The organism is Corynebacterium accolens (genome assembly GCF_023520795.1).
GTDB lineage: Bacteria > Actinomycetota > Actinomycetes > Mycobacteriales > Mycobacteriaceae > Corynebacterium > Corynebacterium accolens.
The window spans coordinates 61,536-86,034 of record NZ_CP046605.1 but is presented as its reverse complement, the minus strand read 5'-3'; the positions used below and the strand labels follow the sequence as shown (position 1 = coordinate 86,034).

The following is a 24,499-nucleotide window of genomic DNA, read 5'->3' as shown; positions in this document are numbered from 1 at the left end:
TCTACGAAGCCATAGCCCTTCAAGCTACATCGCAGGAAAATTCCATTTCACGGTCGGTATGGGCCTTTTGCAGTTGGTTAATTCGAAATTCGTTCACCATCTCCTTAGCCACCCGCACGATTAACGCGGTGTTTCGCCATCTTCGCGCGAGGCGAGTAGTTCCTTTAAGTGCGCATCGATGTCATCGAGCTTTTTAATAACGGCAACGGCGAAAACGATACTAATGACTAGAGCGATAATGCTGAGCATCAATGCCCTCCTTTACTCTGGCGGCCCATTACAGTGGACCTGGTTCCTTGCGAGGCGATTAAATCATGGTTCTGGTCAGGCGTAGGGGTGCGCGGTGGGAAGGGGGGACGTCGGCAAGCAAAAGCGCCGCGCCCCCAGGAAAAGGGAACGCGGCGCTACAGCCATCCGGCGGGAGGGTGCTTAGTGGTCAGCGCCCTGGATGGAGTGCTTGTGATCGCGGACTGCTTCGCCCTCAGCGTAGAGCGGCATATCCTGCTTGGCCTTGTACCACTCAGCGTGGTTTGGCTCCAGCGGGGTACGGCCGGCGATGAGGTCGGCAGCCTTCTCGCCCACCATCATGGTTGGGGCGTAGATATTGCCGTTGGTCACGGACGGGAAGACGGAGGCATCCGCAATGTAGAGGCCTTCGACGCCCCATACACCCATGGTCTCTGGGTTCACCACGGCCATGGGATCGGACTCATCGCCCATCTTGGCGGTGCAGGATGGGTGCAGTGCGGTCTCGCCGTCATTGCGGACCCACTCCAAGATTTCCTCATCGCTTTGGACCTCTGGGCCCGGGCTGAACTCGCGGGCGCCAACTTCCTCCATCGCCTTGGTATCCAGCAGGGAACGGGCGACGCGGACGGCTTCTACCCATTCGCGGCGGTCCTGCTCGGTGCGCAGGTAATTAAAGAGGATGGAGGGCTTTTGCCGGATATCGGAGCTCTTGATGTGCACGTGGCCCTTGGTATCGGAGAACATCGGGCCAACGTGCCACTGGAAGCCGTGCTTAACGTCGGCCTTTTGGCCGTCATAGCGCACCGCCATGGGCAGGAAGTGGAACATCAAGTTCGGGTAGGCCTCATCCTCGTTGGAGCGCACGAAACCGCCGCCCTCAAAGTGCGAGGTAGCCACTGGGCCCTTCTTCGTCAGCAACCACTGCAGGCCCATAAACGGCCAACGCCACTTATCCAGGTAAGGCTGGGAGGAAGCGGTGGACTTGGTGGTCTCGTACTGGATGTAGACCTCGAGGTGGTCCTGCAGGTTCTCACCCACGCCTGGCAGGTGCTTGACCACGTCGATGCCGTGCTTTTCCAAGATCTCGCGGTCGCCCACGCCAGAGACCTCTAGCAGCTGCGGGGTATTGATGGCACCGGCGGACAAGACGATCTTGTCTGCGAAGACGCGGTGGGTGCCGCCCTGCCACTCGTATTCCACGCCCACTGCCTTGGTGCCTTCAAAGAGGATCTTGGTGGTAAATGCGCGGGTACGAACCTCGAGGTTGTCGCGGTCCTGGTTGGGGTACAGGTAGGCGCGGGCAGCAGACCAACGCTTGCCGTGCTTGATATTGCGATCGAAGGGGGCAAAACCTTCCTGGCGGTAACCGTTGACGTCATTGGTTAGGTTATAGCCAGCCTCTTGTACCGACTTGAATAGCGCCTGGAAAAGCTCCGAGGTAGCAGGTCCGCGGGACAGGTAGAGCGGGCCATCGTGGCCGCGGCGCGGATCATCGTCTTCTGCGGCAGCGGTGGTTTCCATGCGGTTGAAATACGGCAAGCAGTGGGCAAAATCCCAGTTATCCATGCCCGGGTTCTGGCCCCACTTTTCGTAGTCCATGGGGTTGCCGCGCTGGTAGATCATGCCGTTGATGGAAGAAGAACCGCCAAGCACCTTGCCGCGCGCATGGTAGATGCGGCGACCATTCATTTCCGGTTCCGGATCGGATTCATACATCCAGTCATAGTTCTTTGCCCCGATGGGGAAAGAGAAACCGGAAGGCATGTGGATGAATAGGTCCCACAGGGAATCCGGGCGGCCGGCCTCAAGAACGAGCACGCGGGTGTCTTTGTCCTCGGTCAGGCGAGCCGCGATGACGGAGCCTGCAGAGCCACCGCCGACGACGACCACATCGCTGACCTCATCCGTCGCCCTCTTTGTCGAGCGCTTCTTAGTCAACTTGTCCACAATACCCATAAATCCCCTTCCTTCTGTGAGACATCTCACACGTAGTTCTCGCCGTATTTCGGGCGGATCCATTGTATCCTGCGCAAAAAATCTGCGCTTTTTCGCTTTCATTTATGCACAATAGCCACCCCAGAATACATATCCGGTGGACGTTTTCCCAGATTAATGTATATTTACGGTGTTCGGATATGCATCTAAGTAGATGAAATCCGGGGTCTTTACGCATAGATTGCCCGCATATGATTTATGCCACCAACCTATCTCTCACCCCTCTTTTTCGGGGACTATGGGGCACTCGTGCGAAGGATTCGGTACTTAATCGATCAAGACTAGGAGAAGTAGATGGCTAACCTTGGTCCGCACGACCATGAGGAGTCCCGCACAGGGGACTCCGACACCTCTCTCGCTCGCTCCGCTGGGGATACTCGCTCAGCTGGGGACAAGGGCCGTAAACCGCGCAACCAAGTACGCGCCATCGTCGGCAGCTACAAGGCCGAAACCGGCGATGATGTCGGCGCCGATGAGGTGGCCGCGCCCAAGCCCAATTGGCCGGTCTTTATCATTTCCGGTGTCCTCATCATCGCCATGGCGCTGTACGCGGGCTTCGGGCAGGAGTCCGCGGCGAATACACTCGCCAGCGTCACCGGATGGATTGGCACGAACCTGGGATGGTTCTACGTCCTGACCGCCACCATCGCCGTGGTCTTTGTCCTCTACATCGCCTTTTCCAATACCGGCAGCATCCGCATGGGACCGGACCACTCCCGGCCCAAATTCAATACCTTCTCGTGGGTATCCATGCTCTTTGCCGCCGGCATCGGCGTGGACCTCATGTTCTTCGCCGTGGCCGAGCCGGTCACGATGTACATGGATCCGCCGGTGGGCGATGGCGAAACCATGGAGGCCGCCAAAGAGGCCGTGGTCTATGCCATGTTCCACTACGGGCTTACCGGCTGGGCGCTCTATGCGCTGATGGGCATGGCTTTTGGTTACTTCGCCTACCGCCTGAATATGCCGCTGGCTATTCGCTCGGCGCTGTACCCGCTCATCGGCAAGCGCGTGCACGGACCCATTGGTTCGGCCGTGGACATTGCCGCCATGCTGGGCACCGTCTTCGGCGTCACCGCCTCCCTGGGCATCGGCGTGGTGCAGCTGTCCTACGGCTTCCACCTCATCTTTGGCATCGAGCAGGGCCTGGGGCTGCAATCAGCACTCATCATCGTCGCGGTGGTCATCGCAACGCTATCGGCCGTATCCGGTGTGGATAAGGGCATTCGCTTCCTCTCTGAGCTCAACGTGTACCTGGCCATCGCGCTGATGGTTTACGTCGTGGTCTTTGGCAAGACCGCCTACCTCTTCGACGCCATCGTCACCAATATCGGTGACTACGTCTCCAAGTTCCCCTCCTGGACGCTGGAGACCTTCGCCTTTGCTGAGGACCAAGCCAGCGTAGATACCTGGATGCAGTCCTGGACCCTCTTCTTCTGGGCCTGGTGGATTGCCTGGGCAACCTTCGTTGGCCTATTCCTGGCCCGCATTTCCCGCGGCCGCACGCTGCGCCAGTTCATCCTGGGCACGCTGACCTTCCCCTTCCTGTTCATCTTGATGTGGATGTCCTTCTTTGGCAATACCGCCCTGGACATGGTGCGCTCCGGTGATTATCCGGAATTTGCGGAAAACGCCATCAACGTTCCGGAGCAGGGTTTCTATGACATGCTCCAGGAATTCCCTGGCTCCGCCATCGTCATCTTCCTGACCACCTTCATCGGCCTCCTGCTGTATATCACCTCGGCGGACTCCGGTGCGCTGGTCATGTCCAACTTCACCTCCCGCATCACGGATAACCGGCAGGATGGCGCCCGGTGGCTGCGCATTTTCTGGTCCATTACCGTCGGCGCGCTCACCTTGGCGTTGCTGCAGCTCGATGGCATTGCCACCGTGCAGTCCGCAACCGTGGTCATGGGCTTGCCCTTCGCGTTCGTGGTCTACCTCATCATGTTCTCGCTCTGGAAGTCGCTGCGCCTGGAAATCGTCCAGCGCGAGGCCCGGAAAACCGCCTTGCACGGCGCCATCAGCAGCCGCACCGAGCGCGAGCCGAGCGATTCCAACCTGTGGAAGAACCGCCTGGACCGCGCCAACTCCTTCCCCACCAAACAGGACATGGATGACTACCTGCGGGGAACTGCCGCCTACGCCCTCGAGCAGGTGGCCACGCAAATGCGCACCCGCGGCTATGACGCCATCTTGCTTACCAGTGAGCTTCCCGATGCCGAATTGCCCCAGCTCGATCTCGAGGTCCGGCTGCACAACGAGCGCCAATTCCGCTACCAGCTCTTCCCGGTTTCCGCGGAGCGCCCGGACTTCTGCGAGGGCGACGGCGAGTACTACCGCCTGGAGGTCTATGACATGACCGGTTCGCTGGGCTATGACGTCTACGGCTACTCCGAAAACCAGATCATCAATAACGTGCTGGACCTGTACGAGCGCCACCTGGCATTCCTCTACATGCAGCAAAGCCAGCCGGGCGATTCCGATGTCTCCGATGGCGCCGAGCCGGAACGCACCTGGCGCGAAGATAGTTAAACTGGCGGGCGATACCGCCTCAATTAGAGAAAGGTTGCTTTCACTTTGAGCACCCAGAACACCTTGTTCGATCCCACGACCACCGAACTGCTCCAGGGCGTGCACTCCGGTGATGCCCCGAAATCGCTCTTCATCAACGGCCAGTGGGAGGCCGCCCAGGATGGCGAGACCCGCACCATTGTCTGCCCTGCCGATGGCTCCACCGTCGGCGTCGTCTCTGAGGCATCCGAGGCAGATACACTCCGCGCCATCCAGATTGCACGTGAAACATTCGATAAGGGCGAGTGGGCCGCAACGCCGTCCGCCGAGCGCGGCAAGATTGTCATCCGCCTGGCGGATTTCATCCGTGAGCACAAGGAGCTTTTCGCCCAAGCCGAATCCGCGGATACCGGCAAGCGCTACGAGGAATCCCTGGGCGATATGGACGATATTGCCAATGCTTTCGAGTACTTTGGCACCCTGGCCCAGCACCAAGCCGGCCGCGTGGTCGACCCGCAAGATCCCAACCTGCGCTCGCGCATCGACGCCGAGCCGGTGGGCGTCTGCGGCCTGATTACCCCGTGGAACTACCCGCTGCTGCAGGTGTCCTGGAAGGTTGGCCCAGCACTTGCTGCCGGCAATACCTTCGTGCTCAAGCAAGCGGAACTGACCCCGCACACCGCGATGCTGCTCATGGCGGCGCTAAAGGAATGCGGCCTGCCGGATGGCGTGGGCAACCTCATCACCGGCGCCGGCGCTAACTGCGGCAATCCGCTCTCCCAGCACCCCGACGTGGACATGGTCTCCTTCACCGGCGGCCTCGTTACCGGCAAGCTGATTGCAAAGAACGCGGCCGAAACCGTCAAGCGCACGGCGCTAGAGCTCGGCGGCAAGAACCCGAACGTTATCTTTGCTGATGCCAACTTCGACGTCGCCGTGGATAATGCGCTCAACGGCGCCTTCTTCCACTCCGGCCAGGTCTGCTCCGCCGGCTCGCGCATCGTGGTGGAAGAGTCCCTGCACGATAAGTTCGTTGCCGCACTGGTCGAGCGCGCCGAGAAGATCAAGATCGGTGGACCCACCGATGACAAGGCCGAGACTGGTCCGCTTATTTCGGCCGACCACCGCGAGAAGGTAGCAGCCTACGTGGACAAGGCCCGCGAACAAGGCGCCAAGATCCTCACCGGAGGCCGCGCCGCCACCAGCGAGGACACCAACGGCCAGCACGGCACCGGCACCACGGATCTGGGCCAGGGCGTGTACTACCTGCCCACGATCATCGATGGCGCTACCCGCGAGATGGACTGCGTCCACGATGAGGCCTTCGGCCCGACCGTGACCATCGAGACCTTCACCACCGAAGAAGAGGCCATCGAGATCGCAAACGATACCGAGTATGGCCTGGCTGGCGCGGTGTACACCTCCGATGCCGGCCGCGCCGAGCGCGTTGCCCGCGCCCTGCGCCACGGCACCATTTGGATCAATGATTTCCACCCGTACCTGCCGCAGGCGGAATGGGGCGGCTACAAGCAGTCTGGCAACGGCCGCGAGCTGGGCCCCACCGGCCTTGCCGAATACCAAGAGCACAAGCACGTGTACCAGAACCTGGCCCCTGCCGCATGGGATCAGTTTGGCCTGCAATAAGGCTCAAGCAGGAAGATAAAGCCTAGGCCCCGCCCCGCCGCTGCTCTTTGCAGAGGCCCGCGGGGCCTTAGCTTTGCGTGCGCGGCTTAATGGTCATCGTATCCACGTTGACGTGGGCCGGTTGGGCGGCGACCCAGCGGATGGCCTCCGCAATGTCTTCTGCCACGAGGTTGAGCTGGCCGTCATACACCTTGGCCGCGCGTTTCTCATCGCCCTTGAAGCGCACCAAGGAAAAGTCCGTGGCCACGCGGCCAGGATCAATCTCGGTAACGCGCACATCGTGATTTTCTAGCCGCAGCGCGCGGGAAATCACGCGCACGCCGTGCTTAGCGGTGTTATAGCCGGAACCGCCTTCGTACACGGTCCAGCCAGCAATGGAACCGACGTTAATAATTAGCCCGGAAAGATCTGGCACCCGCTCTAACTTGGGCATAAGCGCCTGAATCATGCGCACGGTGCCGAGCACGTTGGTCTCGTACATCCACTGCCAGTCCTCGATGGAGGTATCGACCAGCGGCTCCAAGCCCTTGGCACCGCCGGCGTTATTGACCAAGAGGTCTACACGCTCGAGGTGGGAGACGAACTTGGAAACAGAAACATCGGAGGTAACGTCCAGCTCATAGGCCTCGCCACTGATCTCAGAGGCAAGCTGCTGCAGGCGGTCTGTGCGGCGCGCGCCCACGACAACGTGCCAGCCGTCCTTGGCCAAAGAACGCGCGGTGGCCTCCCCAATGCCAGAAGAGGCGCCGGTTACTACTGCTACTTTCTTTTCACTCATGCACCCCATGCTACGCAGCGCGCTGCGCGGTGCAGGGCCTTTTACTTAAAGTGCGTCCTCGAGCTCAGCAAGCAGGGAGTTTGCGCGCTCGTAGGAGTCATCGCTGGGACGGAATTCGCCATCGTTCCAGTCGGCGAAGATATTAAAGTCCAGCTGGTTGCGCAGCTGTGGCATGGAGAAGTTAGCCACGACATTGCGCCATGCCTCGACCGCGCGCACGCCACCGACGGAGCCATAGCCCACGAAGGCCACCGGCTTGCCCGCCCATTCCGCGCCGAGCGAGTCGTAGGCATTCTTGAACGAACCAGGCACGGAGTGGTTGTACTCCGGGGTCACGAAGACAAAGCCATCGCAGGCATCGACGGCCTTGGACCACTCCTGCACGTTGGCGTCATCGTACTGCTTATTCGCCGCACCCGGAACAACCTCGCTGGTAAGGATGGGAACATTGAACTTCTTGAGCTCCAACAGCTGGTACTCCACACCGTTCTCGCGGCCTTGGGCGAGGTCATTGACCCACTCGCCTACTGCCTGGCCCGCCGCCTTATCGCGGGTAGAGCCGATGATGATGCCAATTCGGGACATAAGAAAAACCTCTTTCCTTCAACCTTTATGTAACCCGACCTAGCCTACCGCCTCGCCGAAACTTGTCTGATGGTGATATTGATTCTGCCTTCCTGCAGCCCGCAACCCTCCGGCAGCGTGCCATCATTTACCCGCACCACCCCGTGATAGGCAAAGCGCTTCGGCCCGCCAAAGACCACCAAATCACCCGAGCACAAAGTCACATCGTCCCAGGGCTTAGTGCGATTTTCGGTATGGCCTATGCGAAAAAGGGCCTCATCCCCAATCGAAAGCGAAATCACGGGCGCGGGCGATCCCTCAGAGTCATCCACGTGCATCCCCATCGCCGAGCCGGGCGGATAATAATTCACCAGCGCCATCTCCGGCACGAAGTTATCCACCCATGGTTCAAGCTCCGGGGCAACCTGGGCCGCCTGCCGCAGCGCCACCGGGGCCAATTCCCGCAAGCTATCCGGCACCGGCGGCACCCGCGTGCCTTCCATATTGTCCACGTACCGGTAGCTGGGATAATGCCAATACCGGCCAAGATGCAGCTGAAATACGCTCATCTGCCCACCCGATTTCAGCCGCGGCTGCACCATCGCCATCGGCGTATGCGCATACGCACGAGCAATCTCCCGCGTCTCTTCTACAAGGACCTTTTGCTTGCCGATGCCCACCCACCCCGGCACGTGCCCCACGCCCGGCGCGACGTACGCATTCGGCCGCGGCAGTGAATCAAAAAGCATTCCTCCACTCTAATCGCCACCGCCGTGGAGGCCTCTACAATGGCTCACATGGATGAACAAAAGCTGCACGACCTGCAACGCTACGGCACTTGGGAGCGAATGACCGGTGGGCAGTGGCACCTGCCGGGCATGGGGGACATCGACAAGGAGCACCAGCGCACCTTTGGGCTGATTGGGCAGTTCAACGATCTGCACAACACCGATAAGGAGCAGGCGCAGGCAATCTTGCGGGAGATCCTGCCGGAGGAATCACACGTGCCGGGGGCGCACGCGCCGCTGAATATGGAATACGGTTGCAATATCGTCTGTGGGGAAGGCGTCTTCATCAACTTTGGCAGCAGCATTTTGGCCCAGGCCAAGGTCACATTCGGTGATCGCGTGTTGATTGGGCCCAATTGCTCGTTCATTACGGTGGGCCACCCCGTCAATAATCACGCGATGCGCGAGGGCGGGTGGGAAATCGCCCACCCCATCACCGTGGGGCGCAATACCTGGTTTGGGGCCAATGCCACCGTCATGCCGGGGGTTACCATTGGTGAAAACTGCGTTATTGGTGCCGGCACGCTGGTGACCAAGGATATCCCAGATAATTCGCTGGTCCTGGGTACGCCCGGCCGCGTGGTGCGCACGCTGGACGGCGATGAGGATTCGTGGGAGCGCAAGGATTTGGACGGCCCCGTGGAAGGTTTTGGGGCCGCGCAGTAAATGTTCGATCTCGCCAGCATTGGCGCGGGGCTGCCCGTAGCCGAGACCATCGATTCGCTGCCCCACACCGGAAACGTCGTCATTCAGGCACCGCCCGGCACGGGTAAAACCACGCTCGTGCCACCCGCACTAGCCAATCATTCCGCAGGGCGCGGCAAGGTCATCGTCACCGCCCCGCGCCGCGTGGCCGTGCGCGCGGCCGCCCAGCGCTTAAGCACCCTCAGCGGCACCCCGGATAAGGTCGGTTTCGCCATCCGCGGCGAATCCCGCGCGGGCAGCGAGGTCGAGTTCGTCACCCCGGGCGTGCTGCTGCGCCGCCTGCTGAAGGATCCGGAGCTCGAGGGCGTGGCCGCCGTGGCCATCGATGAGGTTCACGAACGCCAGCTGGATACGGATCTAGTGCTCGGCATGTGCCTGGAACTGACCGAGTTGCGCGAAGACTTCCGCGTCATCGCCATGTCCGCCACGGTCGACGCGCAGCGCTTTTCCCAGCTCATGGGCGCGCCCGTTCACACCACCGAGGCGGTGACCTATCCCCTGGATATCCAGTACGCGCCGCAGCCGGGGCGCGCGGCGGGGTCGCGGGAGTTTTATGGGAGCATCGCCAAGCAAGCAGCCCGCCAACACGAATCCACCTTGGTCTTCGTGCCCGGCGTGCGCGAGGTGAACCTGGTATGCGAGGAGTTGCGGGGCCATAATGTTTTCCCGCTGCACGGCAAGCAAACCACCGCGGAGCAGGATGCCGCGCTTTATACCGATGAGCAGCGCATTGTGGTGGCAACATCCATCGCGGAGTCCTCGTTGACGGTGCCTGGCGTGCGCGTGGTGGTGGATGCGGGGCTGGCCCGCGTTCCCCGGCGCGATGCGCAGCGCGGCATGTCCGGTTTGGTGACGGTCTCCACATCGAGGTCGAGCGCGGACCAGCGCGCGGGCCGTGCCGGGCGTGAGGCGCCGGGTACGGTCATTCGCTGCTATTCCCAGGACGATTACCAGCACTTTTCCCCGCACACCACGCCGGAGATCCTGTCCGCGGACCTCACCCAGGCTGCGCTGTTTTTAGACTGCTGGGGCGCGGGCCCGGATTTCCCGCTGCTCGATCCGCCGCCCGCCCAAGCCCTTGCGGCCGCGCGCGCCACCCTCGAGCGCATTGGCGCGACGCAGGAACTCGCCCTGCTGCCCACCGATCCCCGCCAAGGCGCGGCCCTTATCCGGCACGGCAGCCAGGCGGCGCCCACCATCGCCGCGCTTGCCGATGCCCCCACCAACACCACCGATCTCACCCGCCGCCCCGCACCGCAGAAGGAAATCAGGCGCCTGTCTCGCCTGGTGGAGGATCTCGGACCCGCTGACCCCGGCGAGGTCGTCGCCACCGCCTATCCCGAGCAGGTGGCCAAGCGCGTGGGCGAAGATTACCTGCTGGCCAGCGGCACCCGCGCCCGGCTGCTGGATAACTCCGGGCTGGCCGGCTCGCCGTGGCTCGCCATCGCGGAGGTCACCCTCTCCAATGCCGGAAACCCCATCATCCGCACCGCCGCGCGCATCGAAGAGTCTGCCGCGCTGGATGCCATCGGCGTCACAGAAGAAACCCGCGCCTTCCTGCGTGGGGGCCGCGTGCGCGGGGTCAAAGTCCGGGCGGCCGGGGCGATTGTGCTGTCCGAAACCCCGGTCAAGGTCACCGGCGATGCCGCCGCGCAGGCCCTTGCCGCCGGCATCCGCGAAGAAGGCCTCGGCCTATTTACCTTCAGCGAGAAAGCCCAGAGCTTAAAAGATAGGCTCCGCCACCTGCACGCGCACTACGGCGACCCTTGGCCGGAAGTCGATGCCGCCGATCCCGCCGAGTGGCTTGGGCCCGAGCTGCACCAGATTGCCGCGGGAACCCCCACCGCCAAAATAGACATGTACCCCGCCCTGCAGCGCCTGCTCCCCTGGCCCGGAGCCACCCGCCTGGACGAGCTCGCACCTCAGCGCCTGCCCGTGCCCTCCGGCCGCGATGCCAAGATCGATTGGTCGGGCGAGCGCCCCGTGGTCCACATCAAGTTGCAAGAATGCTTCGGTTTGGCCGAATCCCCGGAGTACTGCGGCAACCGCGTGCAATTCCACTTGCTCTCCCCCGCCGGCCGCCCGCTGGCGGTCACCGATGATCTTGCTAGCTTCTGGTCCGGCCCCTACGCCGGGGTGCGCGCCGAAATGCGCGGGCGCTACCCCAAGCACCCGTGGCCCGAGGATCCGTGGAATGCCATTGCCACCGCGCGGACCAAGAACCGGATGTAGCCTAACCCCACTGCTGCCAGGATAAATAGCTGCTCATGACCACTACCAAGGTAAGCAGGGCGTAGCGGATAAGCTTCGTTCCGCCGCTGAGCACCGTCCGCGCGCCCACCTGGGCGCCGAGGATATTGGCGGCGGCCAACGCGATACCAAGGGTCCACCACACGTGGCCGCCAAGGATGAAGGTCACCAGCGCACCGAGGTTCGTGGCGGTATTGACCACCTTGGCCATCGCCGCGGATTTTAGGAAGTTCTGGGAGAAGATGAAGGTAAAGGCCATAATCAGGAACATGCCGGTACCCGGGCCAAAGATGCCGTCATAAAAGGAGATGGCCGCGACCGCCACAAGCCCCGCCCAGGTGCGCCATCCGCCGCGGATACCGGGAGACTCGGTGGTGCCAAAGCTCGGCTTAAAGGTCACGAAGACGCCCACCACTACTAACAGCACGATGATGAGCGGGCGCATGATATCGCTATTTAGATTCGCCGCCACGCTCGCGCCCAGCCCGGCGCACACGAGGGCGATGAGGGCGTAGCGAACGAGCTCCCCTGCGGGCGGGCGCACCCTGCGCACCAAGGTCACGGCCGCCGATGCCGTGCCCGATACCGCCGCGAGCTTGTTGGTGGTCAGCGCCGTTGCCGGTGCCAGCCCCGGCACGACGGCAAGCAATAGCGGAATAAGCACGAGGCCTCCCCCGCCAATGACCGCATCGATCCAGCCTGCACCCGCCGCGCCCACAAGGAGCACCGCCCACTGCGCCACGTCGATATCCATGAGGAGATCATAAGCCCCGCGGCGGGGAGGTCTAGACTCGATCGGAGACGAGCAGAAGATGGGAGAATACGTGGCACAGCGGCACTGGGGAATAAGCGTAGACACCCACACCATCCTGCGGTGGGGCATCGTGGTCCCCGTCTCCATCCTCTTGGGCTGGCTTTTTAGTATGTGGCACGTGCCGGCCGCGTGGATTTTGGCCGCGATCATCGCCTCCGGCGCCATGGCCCTTATCACCGGTGAAGACCTCAAGGTCAACCGCAAATTTTATGGGCTATCGCGCGGATTCATCGGCATCATGGCCGCGCTGCCGCTGACGGTAGTTTCCTTCGGCCAATTGGTGGGATACCTGCCGGCTGCCATAACCATGTCCTTTGTCACCATCGCGTTGGGAATTTTTTGCGGCGTCATGCTGCACCGCCAGCGGCCACGGGACGTCTCCTCCGAAACCGGCATCCTGTCCATGCTCCCCGGCGGTGCCTCGCTCATGCCCGCGCTTGCCGATGAACTCGGTGCCGACTACCGCTACGTCGCGCTCACCCAATACCTGCGGTTATTGATCGTCTCCATATCCCTTCCCGCCGTCGTGACCTTCCTCGATACGCCGGCCGGAAGGGGCGGTGACTTAAGGCTGGAGGCGGAAACCACCTGGTGGATCATCGCGTTGGTGCTCGTTATCGCGCTGGTCGGTGAAAGCCTTGGAAAATTCCTGCACCTGCCCGCAGCGGCCGTGCTCGGCCCGTTGATCTTGACGGTGCTGGCCTCCTTCTTCCTGCCGGAGGGGCATACGCTGGAGCCGATCTATGCCTTTAAGGTCATCGCCTTTTTATCCATCGGGTGGGTCTGCGGCGGCGGGCTTTCCCTCCCATCGCTCAAGGCCTTTGCCAAACAACTTCCCGCGACGATTCTTTCCATCGCCGCCGTCCTCGGCCTGTGTGCGGCCACGGCGTGGCCGCTGATGCACTGGCTGAATATCAGTTACTTCGAGGCCTACCTAGCCACCAGCCCCGGCGCGCTAGAGACCGTGCTCGCGCTCTCCGCGGAAGGCGGGGCTGGCCCCGTGGTTATCGCGGTGCAGCTCACCCGCCTCATCGCCGTGCTGGTCATTGCGGGGTACCTGCCGCAGCTCATCAGGGCTGTCAGCAAGTTTGCTAAAAGGCGCTAGCGTGCGCGGCTAGCCTGCGCGTTTAGTTATTGAGCACGGCCTCGCGCAGCACCGACATGGGCACCGAGCCAAGAGCCAACGCCTCGGAGTGGAATTCGCGGGCGCTCATGCCCTGCTCTTCGGCGGCGGCGCGGGTTTCTTGCCACAGGCGCTGGCCCAAGGCATAGGACGGGGCCTGGCCCGGCCAACCCAGGTAGCGGTTGACCTCAAAGTTGAGGTTCGCATCATCCATGGCGGTGTTTTCGCGCATGTAGGTCTTCACGTGGGCCTTATCCCATACGCCGGATACGGTGCAGTCCGGCAGCTTCTTGCCCAGGTGCAATCCGATATCCACCACGACGCGGGCCGCGCGCAGGCGCTGGGCATCGAGCAGCCCCATCCGCACACCAGGATCGTCCATGTAGCCCAGCTCGGCCATGAGCTGCTCAGCGTATAGGGCCCAACCCTCGCCGTGGCCGGAATTCCACGTCACCGCGCGGCGCCACAGGTTGAGATCCTCTTGTACCAGGGCAGAACCCAGCTGCAGGTGGTGACCCGGTACGCCCTCATGGTGCACGGTAGTCAGCTCCTGCCAGGTGTGGAAGGTATCTTGGCCCTCCGGCACGGACCACCACATGCGGCCCGGGCGCGAAAAATCATCGCTGGGCGGGGTGTAGAAGATGCCGCCGGTGCCGGCTGGGTCGATGCAGCACTCGATCTCTTCGACTTCTTCCGGAATGTCGAATTCCTTGCCGTTGAGCTCGGCGATGACCGCATCGGCCTTGCTCTGCATCCACTCCACCAAGGCATCGGTACCGCGCAGGGTATAGCGTTCCTCGTGGTTCAGCTTGCGCATGGCAGAGCGCACCGAGCACTCCGAGCCATAAAGCTCGTGCGCGATCTTCTCCTGCTCCCCGCGCAGGTAACGCACCTGGTCAAGGCCCCATTCATAGGCCTCGTCCAAGTCCACGGAATCGCCGACGAAAAGCTTGGAAAAGCGCTCGTAGCGCTCGCGGCCCACCGCGTCCTTATTAGAGGACTGCGGCTGCAGATCATTAGACAGCCAATCCGAGAACTCGCCAAAGGCCTCCTTGGCCTTCTCTACCTCGGCGGAGTCGGGGTCGAGGCCGAGGCCCTCGAGCATGGAATCGGCATCGGCAAGCCGCTCGCACTGCACAATGACCTCAGAGATCTGGCGGTGCGGTGCCACCATGCCGTGGGAGGCCGCTTCCTTCAGGGACTCGCGGTAGCCATCGAGGGAACCCTTGACCTTGGACAGGCGGGAGCGAATGGCCTCGCGGTCCTCCTGGGTCTCCTGCGGCATAAGCAGCAGGGAATCCCGGATGGTCTGCACGGGCGAGGCAATATTATTAAGGCTGCGAATATCCTCGCCGTGGTGGTGCAAATCCAGATCTAAGCAGAGACGATCCCGCAAGACGGCGGCGGTGACATAATCCACATCATCGAAGTCATCCTCATCATCGGATTCATCGGTGGTGTCATCCAAGGCATCTAGATCCGCAACCATATCGCGGGTGCGATCAGCGACCGCCTCAAAATAGTCAGGGGAAAAATCCTGCAATTCGCCTTCAAAACCGTCAATTCCCCACGCGGTTGCATCAGTTGGGGATAGCTCGGCTAGGTCGTGAACGAAGTTATCGCACGAAGCGTCCAGTAGAGAGGGCTGGCGCTTAGCGGTCTGCTCAGAACTCATAAGAGGGAAGTCTAACCCTTTATCTTGTTGATAAGCCACCCAGCCCCACCCAAATGTTGCAAACTTGTTAGCTAATCGTTGTTCCACTTCGTGCCCGGGTAGTGCCACTGGACAAAACCATCCAGCACGGCCGCGGGATTTTCCTCTATGACCAGTGCTTTTACAAAGCGAGGCAGGATGAAGCCCGCCTCAGCCATGGCGGCATACATGTCATAAAAGGGCTGCCAAAAACCTTCCACGTCAACCAAGCCAACGGGCCCACGAATGCTGCCCAGCTGTTGTTGGGTCAGTACCTCTGTCACTTCCTCCAACGTGCCCACGCCGCCGGGCAAACAGATAAAGGCATCCGCCAGCTGCTCCATCCGGGTTTTCCGCTCGGCCATAGAATCCACGACCTCGAGGCGGGTCAAGCCTGGGTGGGAGATCTCTAAATCCACCAGGGATTGCGGCATGACGCCAGTGACGGTGCCGCCGGCCTTCAAGCAGGAGTTGGCAACCTCACGCATGAGGCCGATATTTCCGCCGCCATAGACCAAGTTCAGCCCGCGACGGGCAAGCTCGCCGCCCAAGTGTTGTGCCGCTGCGCTATAGGCGGGCGAATTGCCCACGGCGGAACCACAATAAACCGCTACTGATTTCATGCGCCCCAGCATAGGGAATTTTCGGCCTACCTCCACCTTTAGACCATTCGGTACATACACCTATGAATAGATTAGACAAAGCAGTCTGTGACACATATACTTTCTTTCATGATCAAACCTGGCCCCGTGTTCACGCGCCCCCGTACACCGGCTGCTAAGTGCCTTCACCTGGTGCGCCTGAATCCGATCATTACCCGTAGTGAGCTGGTAGAAGCCACCGGACTCTCCCAGCCCACCATTACCCGCGCTACCACCGCGCTCCTCAACGCAGGACTCATCCAAGAGCGCACCGACCTCACCCAATCCCAGGGCCGGGGCCGCCCTACCGTTCCCCTCGAGGCCGCGGATAATAACTGGGTACTCGGCGGCATCGCCGTCGGCACCTCTGAGACCTATATCGGCCTCTATGACATCAAGGGCCGCACCGTTTCAGAAGAAGAGATCGCCACTCCTGTCGCCCGCCTGACGGAGGAAGACTTTCTTGAACACATCATGGCCGGCATCAACCGCATGATGACGGGCCTAGATCGCCGGCTCGTGGCATTGGGGATTACCACCTCGGGCACCGTGGATGAAGAGGGCCTAGTCACCGCGGATAACCTGGGTTGGCACGGCGTGGATATCGCGGCGCGCCTACGCTTCCAATTTAGCGTTCCCGTGGTTGTCACCTCCGCCATTTCCGCCATTTTGGGCTCGGAGACCCAGGCTGCCGAGATTGGCACGAACGAGCGCGTTCTCCTGCTCTTCGCGGATGATTCCTTAGGATCTGCGCTCTCCGTCGATGACGAGGTCAATTCCATCATCCCGCTCCCGCAGACCCACTCTGACGTGCTGGGCCACGGCGCTTCCGAACACCTCTTGGCCACCCAGTCCATCCTGGAGGCCGTGCGCCGCCACGGCATCGAGGCCAATACCCTGCACGAGGTCGCGACCATCGCCGAGTCCAATTCAGCCGTGCGCGCCATTTTGGATGAGCGCGCCCGCCAGCTGGGCCAGATTACGGCGGACATGGTCCACGAATACGCACCAAAAACCGTGGTCATTGCCGGCGGGGCCTTTACCGGCGATTCCCGTGCGCCCCAGCTTTTTGCCTCCACCGTCCGCGGTTCCACCTCGGACGATCTGGAGCTGCGCATGATTCCCAGCCACAAAGAGATCGTGCGCGCCGTCGCCCGCACCGTGGCCACCGATCAGCTATTGCGCGAGCCCTTGGAGCTGGGCCGCTCACTCCAGACCGCGTAGAACCTCGCGCGCGGAGTCGATTCCGGTAAACAGGTGGGCTTGTAACCCGCAATAGGTAGCGCCCTCGATGTAGTCAATGCGGTCATCAAAAAAATGCGTGTCCTTGGGCTGCGCCGCGAGCGCGTCCACCGCCACTCGGTAGGCCTCAGGATGCGGCTTGGCCACCCCGATATCGCAGCTCAACGTTACCGCCGCACACTCTGCCAACCACGGGTGCTGCGCGCGCACCTGTTCCGCCAGGGTCGTGGGTATATTGGATAAAATCCCGACGCTAAAGCCCTCCCCGATGAGCCCTTTGACCAGCGCTACCATCTCTGAGTCCGCCTCGAGCAGGTACTGATTCTCGCAGGCCACGGCCCCAGCGCAGTCAATGGGCTCCATACCCGCACGGGCGGCTATCTCGTTCCAGTAGTGGCTATCGCTAAAAATTCCGGCATCGTAATCGGGCCGGAAATAGTTATAGGCCTCCCAGAATGCCTCCGGGTTCGCAGGCGCGAGGAAGCGCTCCAGTTCAGCGTGCGCTTCCGGCGTGGTGGGGCGCAGCAGCACGCCGTACAGATCAAACAGCAACTTCGGCATAATGCGTCCAGTTTATGCGCGCCTAGTAGCTTGGGTCTGCACGGCCACAATCCCCACCGCGGTACCGGCGATAAAAATCACCAGCGCCGCCGTCGCCTGCGCCATCGGCAAAACGATGAGCACGGCCAACGAGGCCAGAATCAGCATTCCACTCAGGGAATATAGGGAGCGGTTGACCAGCCCGCGCTTGCCGATGACCCCACACGCCAGCATCACCACCCCCGCAAACGGACTCAGCATGAGCGCCCCGGTGGTCAAAAAGATGCCGAGGGTCACGTGGCTTGAGATGACCGCAGCACCGATGATGAGGCTTAATGCCAATACCGCCAGGGTGGCAGAGAGGGTTGCTTTGAGGTGTGCAGACATACGTCAATCCTCCCACAGCAGTCCAGTGCTATGGGAGGATTGATTTAAATCTTGATGGGTTTGTTATTCACAACTTAGGAGTTGCGGTTAGCCAAACGGGAATCGATGCGCAGCAGGCCAGCACCATCGTTGCCCACCAGCTTGATCTGGTCGATGATCTCAGAAACGGTGTCCTCTTCCTCGATCTGCTCAGCCAGGAACCAGTCAATGAGCTGACGGGAGTCCAAGTCCTGGATGTCAAGGGCAACGCGGGCGATCTCGCGGATCTGCTCGGAGACCTTCTGCTCGTGTGCCAAGGAAGCCTCGAACGCATCCAGCGGGGTGGCAGCCTTGATGGAGCCAACCGGGATATCGTTAAGCTCTACGCGGTAGCCGCGTGCCAAGAGGTGATCCGCAAGCTTCTGTGCGTGGACGCGCTCTTCGCTAGCCTGAGCCATGAACCAGTCGCGCATGCCCGGGAAGGACAGGTTGTCCATCTCGTAGGCCAGCTGGGTGTAGACCATAGCGGCGCCGTGCTCGTTAATGACCTGATTGTTTAGCAGAGTTTGCAGCTTCTCATCCATTGCTAAATCCTTTCTGTAGGAATCAATTAATTGGTTGTAGGCACTACAATACCCAAATAAAATCTCCCGTCTAGCAAGGTATGCTTAATCAAACCCGCACCTCAGGGGCATTTTTCAGGTTGGATCACCTAAGTTAGTTAAGACAAAGCTGCTCCACGGCACGAAGTTAATATCGCCTAATAGTTCGAGGTCATTGCCCTAAACGGTCAATCTCGCCGCGCTAGTCCACTCCATCCAACGCTTCTCAGCCGGTACGCTTACGCACATCACGCTCGCAATGTGATATTAATCACCCAGTTGCCCACTCAGGCGCTCCAGGCGCTGCGCGCTCGCCCCATCGAGGCCCCGAAACTCCACCTCAATGCCGCGATCCGCGTACTTTTTCTGCACCGCATCCAGCGTCGCCACCGTCGAGGCATCCCAGACCTCGGCATCGGAAAGGTCCACCACCACGAAGTCCGTATCAAGCGTGTAATCAAAGGCGTAAACCAAATCATTCGAGGAGGCGAAGAAGAGTTGGCCATGCACCACGTAGGTATATCCATCTACCAACTCAACCTCCACGAGGTGCGCCACCCGGCGGGCAAAGCCAATCGATGCAGCCACCACGCCTAAGACCACTCCTACCGCCAGGTTATGCGTGGCCAGCGTGCCCGCGACCGTCAGCAGCATGACGAGGATTTCAGAAAGCGGCATCAGCTTGAGCGTGCGCGGGCGGATGGAATGCCAATTGACCGTCGTCGCCGCCACGAGGATCATCACCGCGACCAGCGCGGCCATCGGAATGCGGCCTACCGCCTCGCCGAAAAGCAGGCACAGCACGAGGAGGAAGGCGCCGGCGAGGAACGTCGACAAGCGCGTGCGCGCCTGGGATACCTTGACGCCGATCATCGTCTGGCCAATCATCGCGCACACACCCATGCCACCAATGGCCGCGGCCAATATATTGCCAATGCCCTGGCCAAAGGACTCGCGGGTCTTATCGGAATGGGTATCCGTAATGTCATCGACAAGCTTTGCCGTCAGCAGCGATTCCATCAGGCCCACCAGCGCCATCCCAAAGGCATAGGGTGCAATGATCTGCAGGGTCTCTAGGTTCCAGGGAATATCCGGAATGAAAAGCCCTGGCAGCGTCGTGGGCAGCTCACCCTGATCCGCAACATCCGGCACCTTCCACCCAGCCGCGCCGGCGATGAGGCTTACCACCACGATGGTCACCAACGGCGCCGGAATTGCCTGGGTAAACCGCGGCAAAATGATCATGATGGCCAAGCCAATGGCTACCAGCACATAGACCATCCAGGGGACATCAATAAGGTGCGGCAGCTGCGCGGTAAACATCATAATGCCCAGTGCATTGACGAATCCGGTCATCACCGAACGCGGGATAAAACGCATGAGCTTGGCGATGCCCACCCACGCCAACAGCACCTGGATAATACCGGCCGCAAGCACCGCCGCCACCACGTAATCGTGCCCATATTCGTGCGCGAGCGGTGCCACCACCAGGGCAACCGCACCCGCCGCCGCGGAAATCATGGCGGGGCGCCCGCCGGTAAAGGCGATAGCCATCGCCATAATCACCGAGGAATACAGCCCCACCCGCGGGTCGAGGCCGGCGAGAATAGAAAAGCTTAAAACTTCCGGGATCAAAGCAAGCGCCACCGCCAGTCCGCCAAGGACCTCCTTGCGCAAACGCGCAGGTGAGGAAAAGGCAAAGCGGAAACTGGCGATGACGCCGGTGGGTGCAGGCTGCTCGTTAATCACGCCTGCACATACTAGTGGCTACTACGAGCCTTCCTGAAAGGAGCCATCCGCCGTGATGACCGGCAGCACCGACCAGGCAAAGTTGATCCACTTATCCGTCTTCTTCCACGAGTAATCCGGCTCGAAAATGGTCTTCGGCTTGGTGTAGACGACAGCGGAACGCACTTCATCGGCGGTTTCTTCCAAGAAGTTCACCACCAGATCCAAGGTCTTGCCGGAATCGGCCACGTCATCAACGACGAGCACCTTCTTGCCCTTGAGGGAATCCGTATCCAATTGCGGGGACAAGATGATCGGCTCATCCAAGGTCTGGCCAATATCGGTGTAGAACTCCACGTTGATAGCGCCCATGGCCTTGACCCCGATGGCATAACCAATGGCACCGGCTGGGATCAGGCCGCCGCGGGCAACGCCCACGATCAAATCAGGAAACCAGCCGGATTCCACGATTTGCTCCGAAAGATTCCGGCTCGCTTCGCCGAAGACTTCCCAGGTGAGGTTCTCCCGGTCCGGGTGGATCCAATTCTCAGTCACGATTGCGCGGCTCCTTTTGCGTCATGGGCTTTCTTTGTAGTTTAACTAGCGATACCTACCAAGGGAAAGCAGCTACCGGAAAGGAACCTCTCCCAACGTCCGCCGCAGCTTGCGCGTGCGCAGGCGTTCCGGGTTTTCTGCCAGCTGTTCCACCGCGCGCACCGCGCACATGACGTGGGCTTCCTTGGAGTTGGAATAAAACGCCTGGGCCTGCGCCGGCAGCTTCGGCACGGCGTGCAGCGGCAGATCCGATACGGAAAGCAGCGTGCCATAAGGCACGCGGTAGCGGTACCCATTTGCCGCCAAGGCGCACGATTCCATGTCCACCGCCACCGCGGTAGAAGTGCGCAACCACTCCCACAGATCCCGGCTGGTGCGCCATTCCCAATCGCGGTCATCGGTCGATAGCACCGTACCGGTGCGCATGAGCGAATTATCGCTGCCGTAGACCTCATCCACGGCCGCCTCCAGCATGCGCTGGACCTCTGGAATGGCCGGAATCGGCGTGGAAGAAACCACCTGCCGGTCCAAGATGTGGTCGTGGCGCTCGTAGGCATTGCCCAAGATCAGGTCTCCGATGCGCATGCGCCCATCCATGCCGGCGCAGTGGCCAATCATGATCCAGGCCTCCGGCCGCAGCACGGCCAAGCAGTCCGTAATGGTCTTCGCATTCGATGGCCCCACCCCGATATTGATCATCGTGATGCCATCGCCACCTGCGGTAATGAGATCGAACCGGGGCATCTGAAAGCGCGAGGTCAGCGTTAGCCCATCCAGGTCGAGGTCCACCGCATCATTAGGGTGAATGGTCTCCCCATTGGGCAATACCAGCGCCGTATAACGCGAATCCTCCTTGGTCAGCTCGCGCAGGCCGAATTTCACGAATTCCGTGGTATGCATCGCGTAATTGGTAAACAGAATGTATTTCTGCACCGTATCGACCTCGATGCCGGTGTAATGCTCAATGCGCGCACAGGCAATATCGAAGCGCTGCGCCCCGAAGTGAAAGAGCGGCTTTTCCCCGCCGTGAAACGCATCCCACTCGCCATCAATAATCGCATCATTGACCTCATCCAAGGTCGGGCGCGGAATGGGGCCGCGTTCCTGCGGCGCCGCCGGGGCATCTTTGATGTATTCCGGCGGAATGCGCTCATCCGATTGGCCCACGAAGATATCGCACGGATAATTGTTAGTCAGCCGCGTCAGCTGCTCGTGCAAGTACTCTCGGATGATGTGCGGCTTGGAGACGACCGCAGAATACTTGCCGGCCTCGTCCACATAGCCAAAGGGCTCGGAGCGGTCAATCGGCTGCCATTTACGGATCTCCACTGTCACCTTGGGATAAACCACGTGGCGATAATCATCGAGGGTGCCGGAGGCAAGGGCCTCGCGCGCCATCTCACACGAGGTTTCATAATGCTCAATTAAGCGAGTCACCGCTTCATCTACGGAGTGGACATGCTGCAGATCGGTCATACCGGCGAGTTTAGCGGGGACCGAGCAGCACGGCAGCGGAGACTTTTACCCCGGCTATCCTCCCGAGGCATAAACGAAGGCCCGCCGACTGCGCATCGGCGGGCCCTCTCCCCATGACTAATCTCTGGCACTTAGCGGCAAGGAGTGGAGCGCCCTACGCCGTAAGCACCGCCCGTGATTAGGCAAGCCTAAGTTTACAAAGATTATGGCGTGAGGTCAAGGGCTTTCTCCATAAATTTCTTCAACTTTTCTAAAGAGGCCATTTACCTGCATTAACGCGTATGATTGGAAGGCATGGCTGTCGAATCTCTTGCAGAGTTGAAAAGTATTATTTCTGAACAACTCCTCAAATTCGGGCGCGTGAACGAAGAAGATGCACCCGAAGAAAAAGATTCGCCACGCCTTGGCATCGCCTCCCCGGCCGCGGCCAGTGCTTTGCAGGATGACGTCGCCGACGAGATCGTTGACCGCCTCAAGGCCGAAAAGGACAAGTCCAGTCCCGGCGATTCCGCCCTCGATGCCGATGCCGCAAGGACCCTGCCCCTCGGCGCACGCACGAAGCCGCGCGGCGTTTTCGAAGACGATTGGGGCGCCCGCCCGAGCGACGAGCGCCCCTGGCCGGTCATCCTGATCCACGGCACCTGCGATACCAAGGGCGTCTGGCAAATTATGGGCAATATCTTGCGCCAAGACGGCTGGGCGGTCTTTGCCCCTGACTACGGTCACCGCGCCACGCAGACCATCCCGGAATCGTCGCAGCAGCTCGGCGCGTATATCGATACCGTGCTCGCCGTCACCGGAGCAGAAAAGGTCATCTTGGTAGGCCACTCCCAGGGCGGACTGCTCGCGCGGTACTGGATGCGCATGGACGGCGGCGCCGAAAAGGTCGTCCACCTCATGAGCATCAGCGCGCCTAATCATGGGACGACCCACGGGGGCATCGCCAGTCGCCTCATTCGCACCCAACGCCAAGAGGCGGTGATCCGCTCCATTATCGATGGCTGGTTTGGCCCCGCCGGCATGGACCAGGTGGTAGGCAGCGAGGTGCTTCGCGATGTCAACCGCGATGGCGACCTCGAATCCGGCGTGAGCTACACCTGCATCGCCACGCGTTCCGATGCCGTCGTCGTCCCGCCCGAAACCTGCTTCCTCGACCCAGAGGGCGCACCTGAAGGTGCGGTGCGCAATATCTATATCCAAGATTTCGACCGCCACGCGGTGGTCATGCACGAAGATATGCCCATGGATAGGCGCGTGCACGCCATCGTGCGCACGCTGCTCAGGATGGTAGAGCACACGCCGCGTTGATTAAATCTCCAACTCATCGAGCAGGGCATCAAAAGCCGGGCCCACCTGCGTGCGCCACAGCGTATCCACCTTCTTATCCCCGCGGCCTGGCCCGCCATTGATAACGGCCACGCGCTTGCCCTGCTTCTTCGCCTCAAGCACAAAGCGATAACCGCTCATCACCGCCAGCGAAGAACCGGCCACCAACAGCGAACTTGCCTCGTTCAATAGCGCAAATGCCGCATCCCGCCGCGTGGCTGGCACTGGCTCGCCAAAATACACCACGTCGGGCTTGAGCAGCTCCGAACCGCAGCGCTCGCAGCCCGCCATCCGGAACGCCGCAACGTCTTTCTCATCCAGCGTCACGTCACCATCTGGGTTAACTTGGTCCCTTTCCACGACTAGGCGCTCTAGGTACCCCGGGTTCGCGGCCGCTAGGCGCGCATCGAAGTGCCCACGATCCTCATAGTGACCACACAGCAGACACACCACGGTTTCCATATCACCGTGCAGCGTCACCAACCTCGCCGTACCCGCCCTTTTATGCAGGCCATCCACGTTTTGGGTGACCACTCCATTAACCAGCCCGGCGCGCTCCAACTCCACGAGCGCATAATGCGTGCGATTCGGCGCCGCGGAATCCATCACGCGCCAGCCCACGAAGCTACGCGCCCAATACCTATGGCTAGCGGCCGGATCATGGCGAAATTCCTGATACGTCATTGGCCGGTGCCTACTCAGCGAGCCCCGCGGACCGCGATAATCCGGCACCCCCGATGCCGTCGATACCCCCGCCCCAGTGAGCACCATGACCGGCCCGTTACGCAGCTGCTTGGCGATGTCCCCCAAAGCCTGCCCCGCCTCCGTATGCGGCGCCGTCTCCTCCACGACGCGCGCAATCGATCTCAGCGCGGACTGATGAGCATGGGCTACAGCGGGATCCAT

At 61.0% G+C, this 24,499-nt stretch carries 22 protein-coding genes; 7 read left to right on the top strand and 15 right to left on the bottom strand.

Going from position 1 to position 24,499, the window contains the following annotated elements; genetic code table 11:
• Positions 1-120: 120 nt before the first annotated feature.
• On the bottom strand, positions 121-249 hold the full coding sequence (locus CACC_RS00415) for a hypothetical protein (RefSeq protein ID WP_005276220.1): 129 nt from the start codon (positions 247-249) through the stop codon (positions 121-123).
• 180 nt (positions 250-429) lie between these two features.
• A complete protein-coding gene (gene betA / locus CACC_RS00410; protein WP_005276217.1) occupies positions 430-2,205 on the bottom strand; it encodes a choline dehydrogenase in 1,776 nt (591 codons plus the stop codon).
• Between the two features lie 333 nt (positions 2,206-2,538).
• On the opposite strand from betA, the gene betT reads away from it, so the two are divergent.
• Both betT and CACC_RS00400 read left to right on the top strand, forming a co-directional pair.
• Complete coding sequence (gene betT, locus CACC_RS00405) at positions 2,539-4,779, top strand: choline BCCT transporter BetT (protein WP_005276214.1); 2,241 nt, start codon at positions 2,539-2,541, stop codon at positions 4,777-4,779.
• A gap of 45 nt (positions 4,780-4,824) precedes the next feature.
• Positions 4,825-6,402, top strand: coding sequence for an aldehyde dehydrogenase family protein (locus CACC_RS00400; protein WP_005276211.1), 1,578 nt, complete (start codon positions 4,825-4,827; stop codon positions 6,400-6,402).
• A 67-nt stretch (positions 6,403-6,469) separates the two neighbouring features.
• On the opposite strand, the gene CACC_RS00395 is transcribed toward CACC_RS00400, so the two are convergent.
• From CACC_RS00395 to CACC_RS00385, 3 genes are read right to left on the bottom strand one after another with little or no spacing between them, the layout of a single operon-like run.
• Positions 6,470-7,189 (bottom strand): SDR family oxidoreductase, encoded by a 720-nt coding sequence (locus CACC_RS00395; RefSeq protein ID WP_005276208.1) that lies wholly within the window; start codon positions 7,187-7,189, stop codon positions 6,470-6,472.
• A 36-nt stretch (positions 7,190-7,225) separates the two neighbouring features.
• Positions 7,226-7,765, bottom strand: coding sequence for an NADPH-dependent FMN reductase (locus CACC_RS00390; RefSeq protein WP_005276205.1), 540 nt, complete (start codon positions 7,763-7,765; stop codon positions 7,226-7,228).
• 44 nt (positions 7,766-7,809) lie between these two features.
• Positions 7,810-8,493: an alpha-ketoglutarate-dependent dioxygenase AlkB family protein gene (locus tag CACC_RS00385; protein ID WP_005276202.1), complete on the bottom strand. Its 684-nt coding sequence runs from the start codon at positions 8,491-8,493 to the stop codon at positions 7,810-7,812.
• A gap of 39 nt (positions 8,494-8,532) precedes the next feature.
• Between CACC_RS00385 and CACC_RS00380 the strand changes: the two genes are divergently transcribed.
• Together CACC_RS00380 and CACC_RS00375 are read left to right on the top strand one after the other, a co-directional pair.
• Positions 8,533-9,198: a sugar O-acetyltransferase gene (locus tag CACC_RS00380; protein WP_005276199.1), complete on the top strand. Its 666-nt coding sequence runs from the start codon at positions 8,533-8,535 to the stop codon at positions 9,196-9,198.
• Positions 9,199-11,469, top strand: coding sequence for an ATP-dependent RNA helicase (locus tag CACC_RS00375; protein WP_005276197.1), 2,271 nt, complete (start codon positions 9,199-9,201; stop codon positions 11,467-11,469). It abuts the gene before it with no gap.
• A 1-nt stretch (position 11,470) separates the two neighbouring features.
• On the opposite strand, the gene CACC_RS00370 is transcribed toward CACC_RS00375, so the two are convergent.
• The gene (locus CACC_RS00370; RefSeq protein ID WP_005276195.1) at positions 11,471-12,241 is read right to left on the bottom strand and encodes a TSUP family transporter; all 771 of its coding nucleotides are present in this window, start codon (positions 12,239-12,241) and stop codon (positions 11,471-11,473) included.
• 58 nt (positions 12,242-12,299) lie between these two features.
• On the opposite strand from CACC_RS00370, the gene CACC_RS00365 reads away from it, so the two are divergent.
• Complete coding sequence (locus CACC_RS00365) at positions 12,300-13,406, top strand: AbrB family transcriptional regulator (protein ID WP_005276193.1); 1,107 nt, start codon at positions 12,300-12,302, stop codon at positions 13,404-13,406.
• Between the two features lie 22 nt (positions 13,407-13,428).
• Here the strand turns inward: CACC_RS00365 and CACC_RS00360 are convergent, their stop codons facing one another.
• Positions 13,429-15,099: a DUF885 domain-containing protein gene (locus CACC_RS00360; RefSeq protein WP_005276190.1), complete on the bottom strand. Its 1,671-nt coding sequence runs from the start codon at positions 15,097-15,099 to the stop codon at positions 13,429-13,431.
• A 71-nt stretch (positions 15,100-15,170) separates the two neighbouring features.
• Positions 15,171-15,740 (bottom strand): LOG family protein, encoded by a 570-nt coding sequence (locus CACC_RS00355; RefSeq protein WP_034653731.1) that lies wholly within the window; start codon positions 15,738-15,740, stop codon positions 15,171-15,173.
• A gap of 108 nt (positions 15,741-15,848) precedes the next feature.
• Between CACC_RS00355 and CACC_RS00350 the strand changes: the two genes are divergently transcribed.
• Positions 15,849-16,982 carry an ROK family transcriptional regulator gene (locus CACC_RS00350; protein WP_005276187.1) on the top strand — a complete coding sequence of 378 codons (1,134 nt, stop codon included), beginning with the start codon at positions 15,849-15,851 and terminating at the stop codon, positions 16,980-16,982.
• Here CACC_RS00350 and CACC_RS00345 read toward each other — a convergent pair.
• The 6 genes from CACC_RS00345 to amn all read right to left on the bottom strand — a co-directional run bounded on the left by CACC_RS00345 (position 16,965) and on the right by amn (position 22,267).
• Entirely contained in the window at positions 16,965-17,561 is a 597-nt protein-coding gene (locus CACC_RS00345) for an HAD-IA family hydrolase (RefSeq protein ID WP_005276186.1), read from the bottom strand. The two genes, CACC_RS00350 and CACC_RS00345, sit on opposite strands and share 18 nt — an antisense overlap.
• 12 nt (positions 17,562-17,573) lie before the next feature.
• Positions 17,574-17,927 (bottom strand): hypothetical protein, encoded by a 354-nt coding sequence (locus CACC_RS00340; RefSeq protein ID WP_005276184.1) that lies wholly within the window; start codon positions 17,925-17,927, stop codon positions 17,574-17,576.
• 74 nt (positions 17,928-18,001) lie between these two features.
• A complete protein-coding gene (locus CACC_RS00335; RefSeq protein ID WP_005276181.1) occupies positions 18,002-18,490 on the bottom strand; it encodes a ferritin in 489 nt (162 codons plus the stop codon).
• Positions 18,491-18,775: 285 nt separating this feature from the next.
• Positions 18,776-20,257 (bottom strand): SulP family inorganic anion transporter, encoded by a 1,482-nt coding sequence (locus tag CACC_RS00330; RefSeq protein WP_005276180.1) that lies wholly within the window; start codon positions 20,255-20,257, stop codon positions 18,776-18,778.
• Positions 20,258-20,278: 21 nt separating this feature from the next.
• Positions 20,279-20,791 (bottom strand): phosphoribosyltransferase, encoded by a 513-nt coding sequence (locus CACC_RS00325; RefSeq protein WP_005276176.1) that lies wholly within the window; start codon positions 20,789-20,791, stop codon positions 20,279-20,281.
• A 72-nt stretch (positions 20,792-20,863) separates the two neighbouring features.
• Complete coding sequence (amn, locus tag CACC_RS00320) at positions 20,864-22,267, bottom strand: AMP nucleosidase (RefSeq protein WP_005276174.1); 1,404 nt, start codon at positions 22,265-22,267, stop codon at positions 20,864-20,866.
• A 294-nt stretch (positions 22,268-22,561) separates the two neighbouring features.
• Between amn and CACC_RS00315 the strand changes: the two genes are divergently transcribed.
• Entirely contained in the window at positions 22,562-23,575 is a 1,014-nt protein-coding gene (locus tag CACC_RS00315) for an esterase/lipase family protein (RefSeq protein WP_005276173.1), read from the top strand.
• Here CACC_RS00315 and CACC_RS00310 read toward each other — a convergent pair whose 3' ends face one another.
• Positions 23,576-24,499 carry a Sir2 family NAD-dependent protein deacetylase gene (locus CACC_RS00310; RefSeq protein ID WP_005276170.1) on the bottom strand — a complete coding sequence of 308 codons (924 nt, stop codon included), beginning with the start codon at positions 24,497-24,499 and terminating at the stop codon, positions 23,576-23,578.

Coding starts and splice junctions, on each gene's coding strand:
- CACC_RS00355 (WP_034653731.1), bottom strand. CDS start 15,740: ATGAAATCAGTAGCGGTTTATTGTGGTTCCGCCGTGGGCAATTCGCCC.
- CACC_RS00315 (WP_005276173.1), top strand. CDS start 22,562: ATGGCTGTCGAATCTCTTGCAGAGTTGAAAAGTATTATTTCTGAACAA.
- CACC_RS00385 (WP_005276202.1), bottom strand. CDS start 8,493: ATGCTTTTTGATTCACTGCCGCGGCCGAATGCGTACGTCGCGCCGGGC.
- CACC_RS00360 (WP_005276190.1), bottom strand. CDS start 15,099: ATGAGTTCTGAGCAGACCGCTAAGCGCCAGCCCTCTCTACTGGACGCT.
- CACC_RS00415 (WP_005276220.1), bottom strand. CDS start 249: ATGCTCAGCATTATCGCTCTAGTCATTAGTATCGTTTTCGCCGTTGCC.
- CACC_RS00370 (WP_005276195.1), bottom strand. CDS start 12,241: ATGGATATCGACGTGGCGCAGTGGGCGGTGCTCCTTGTGGGCGCGGCG.
- betT (WP_005276214.1), top strand. CDS start 2,539: ATGGCTAACCTTGGTCCGCACGACCATGAGGAGTCCCGCACAGGGGAC.
- CACC_RS00375 (WP_005276197.1), top strand. CDS start 9,199: ATGTTCGATCTCGCCAGCATTGGCGCGGGGCTGCCCGTAGCCGAGACC.
- CACC_RS00345 (WP_005276186.1), bottom strand. CDS start 17,561: ATGCCGAAGTTGCTGTTTGATCTGTACGGCGTGCTGCTGCGCCCCACC.
- CACC_RS00365 (WP_005276193.1), top strand. CDS start 12,300: ATGGGAGAATACGTGGCACAGCGGCACTGGGGAATAAGCGTAGACACC.
- CACC_RS00390 (WP_005276205.1), bottom strand. CDS start 7,765: ATGTCCCGAATTGGCATCATCATCGGCTCTACCCGCGATAAGGCGGCG.
- CACC_RS00340 (WP_005276184.1), bottom strand. CDS start 17,927: ATGTCTGCACACCTCAAAGCAACCCTCTCTGCCACCCTGGCGGTATTG.
- CACC_RS00350 (WP_005276187.1), top strand. CDS start 15,849: ATGATCAAACCTGGCCCCGTGTTCACGCGCCCCCGTACACCGGCTGCT.
- CACC_RS00380 (WP_005276199.1), top strand. CDS start 8,533: ATGGCTCACATGGATGAACAAAAGCTGCACGACCTGCAACGCTACGGC.
- CACC_RS00335 (WP_005276181.1), bottom strand. CDS start 18,490: ATGGATGAGAAGCTGCAAACTCTGCTAAACAATCAGGTCATTAACGAG.
- CACC_RS00310 (WP_005276170.1), bottom strand. CDS start 24,499: ATGGATCCCGCTGTAGCCCATGCTCATCAGTCCGCGCTGAGATCGATT.
- betA (WP_005276217.1), bottom strand. CDS start 2,205: ATGGGTATTGTGGACAAGTTGACTAAGAAGCGCTCGACAAAGAGGGCG.
- amn (WP_005276174.1), bottom strand. CDS start 22,267: ATGACCGATCTGCAGCATGTCCACTCCGTAGATGAAGCGGTGACTCGC.
- CACC_RS00395 (WP_005276208.1), bottom strand. CDS start 7,189: ATGGGGTGCATGAGTGAAAAGAAAGTAGCAGTAGTAACCGGCGCCTCT.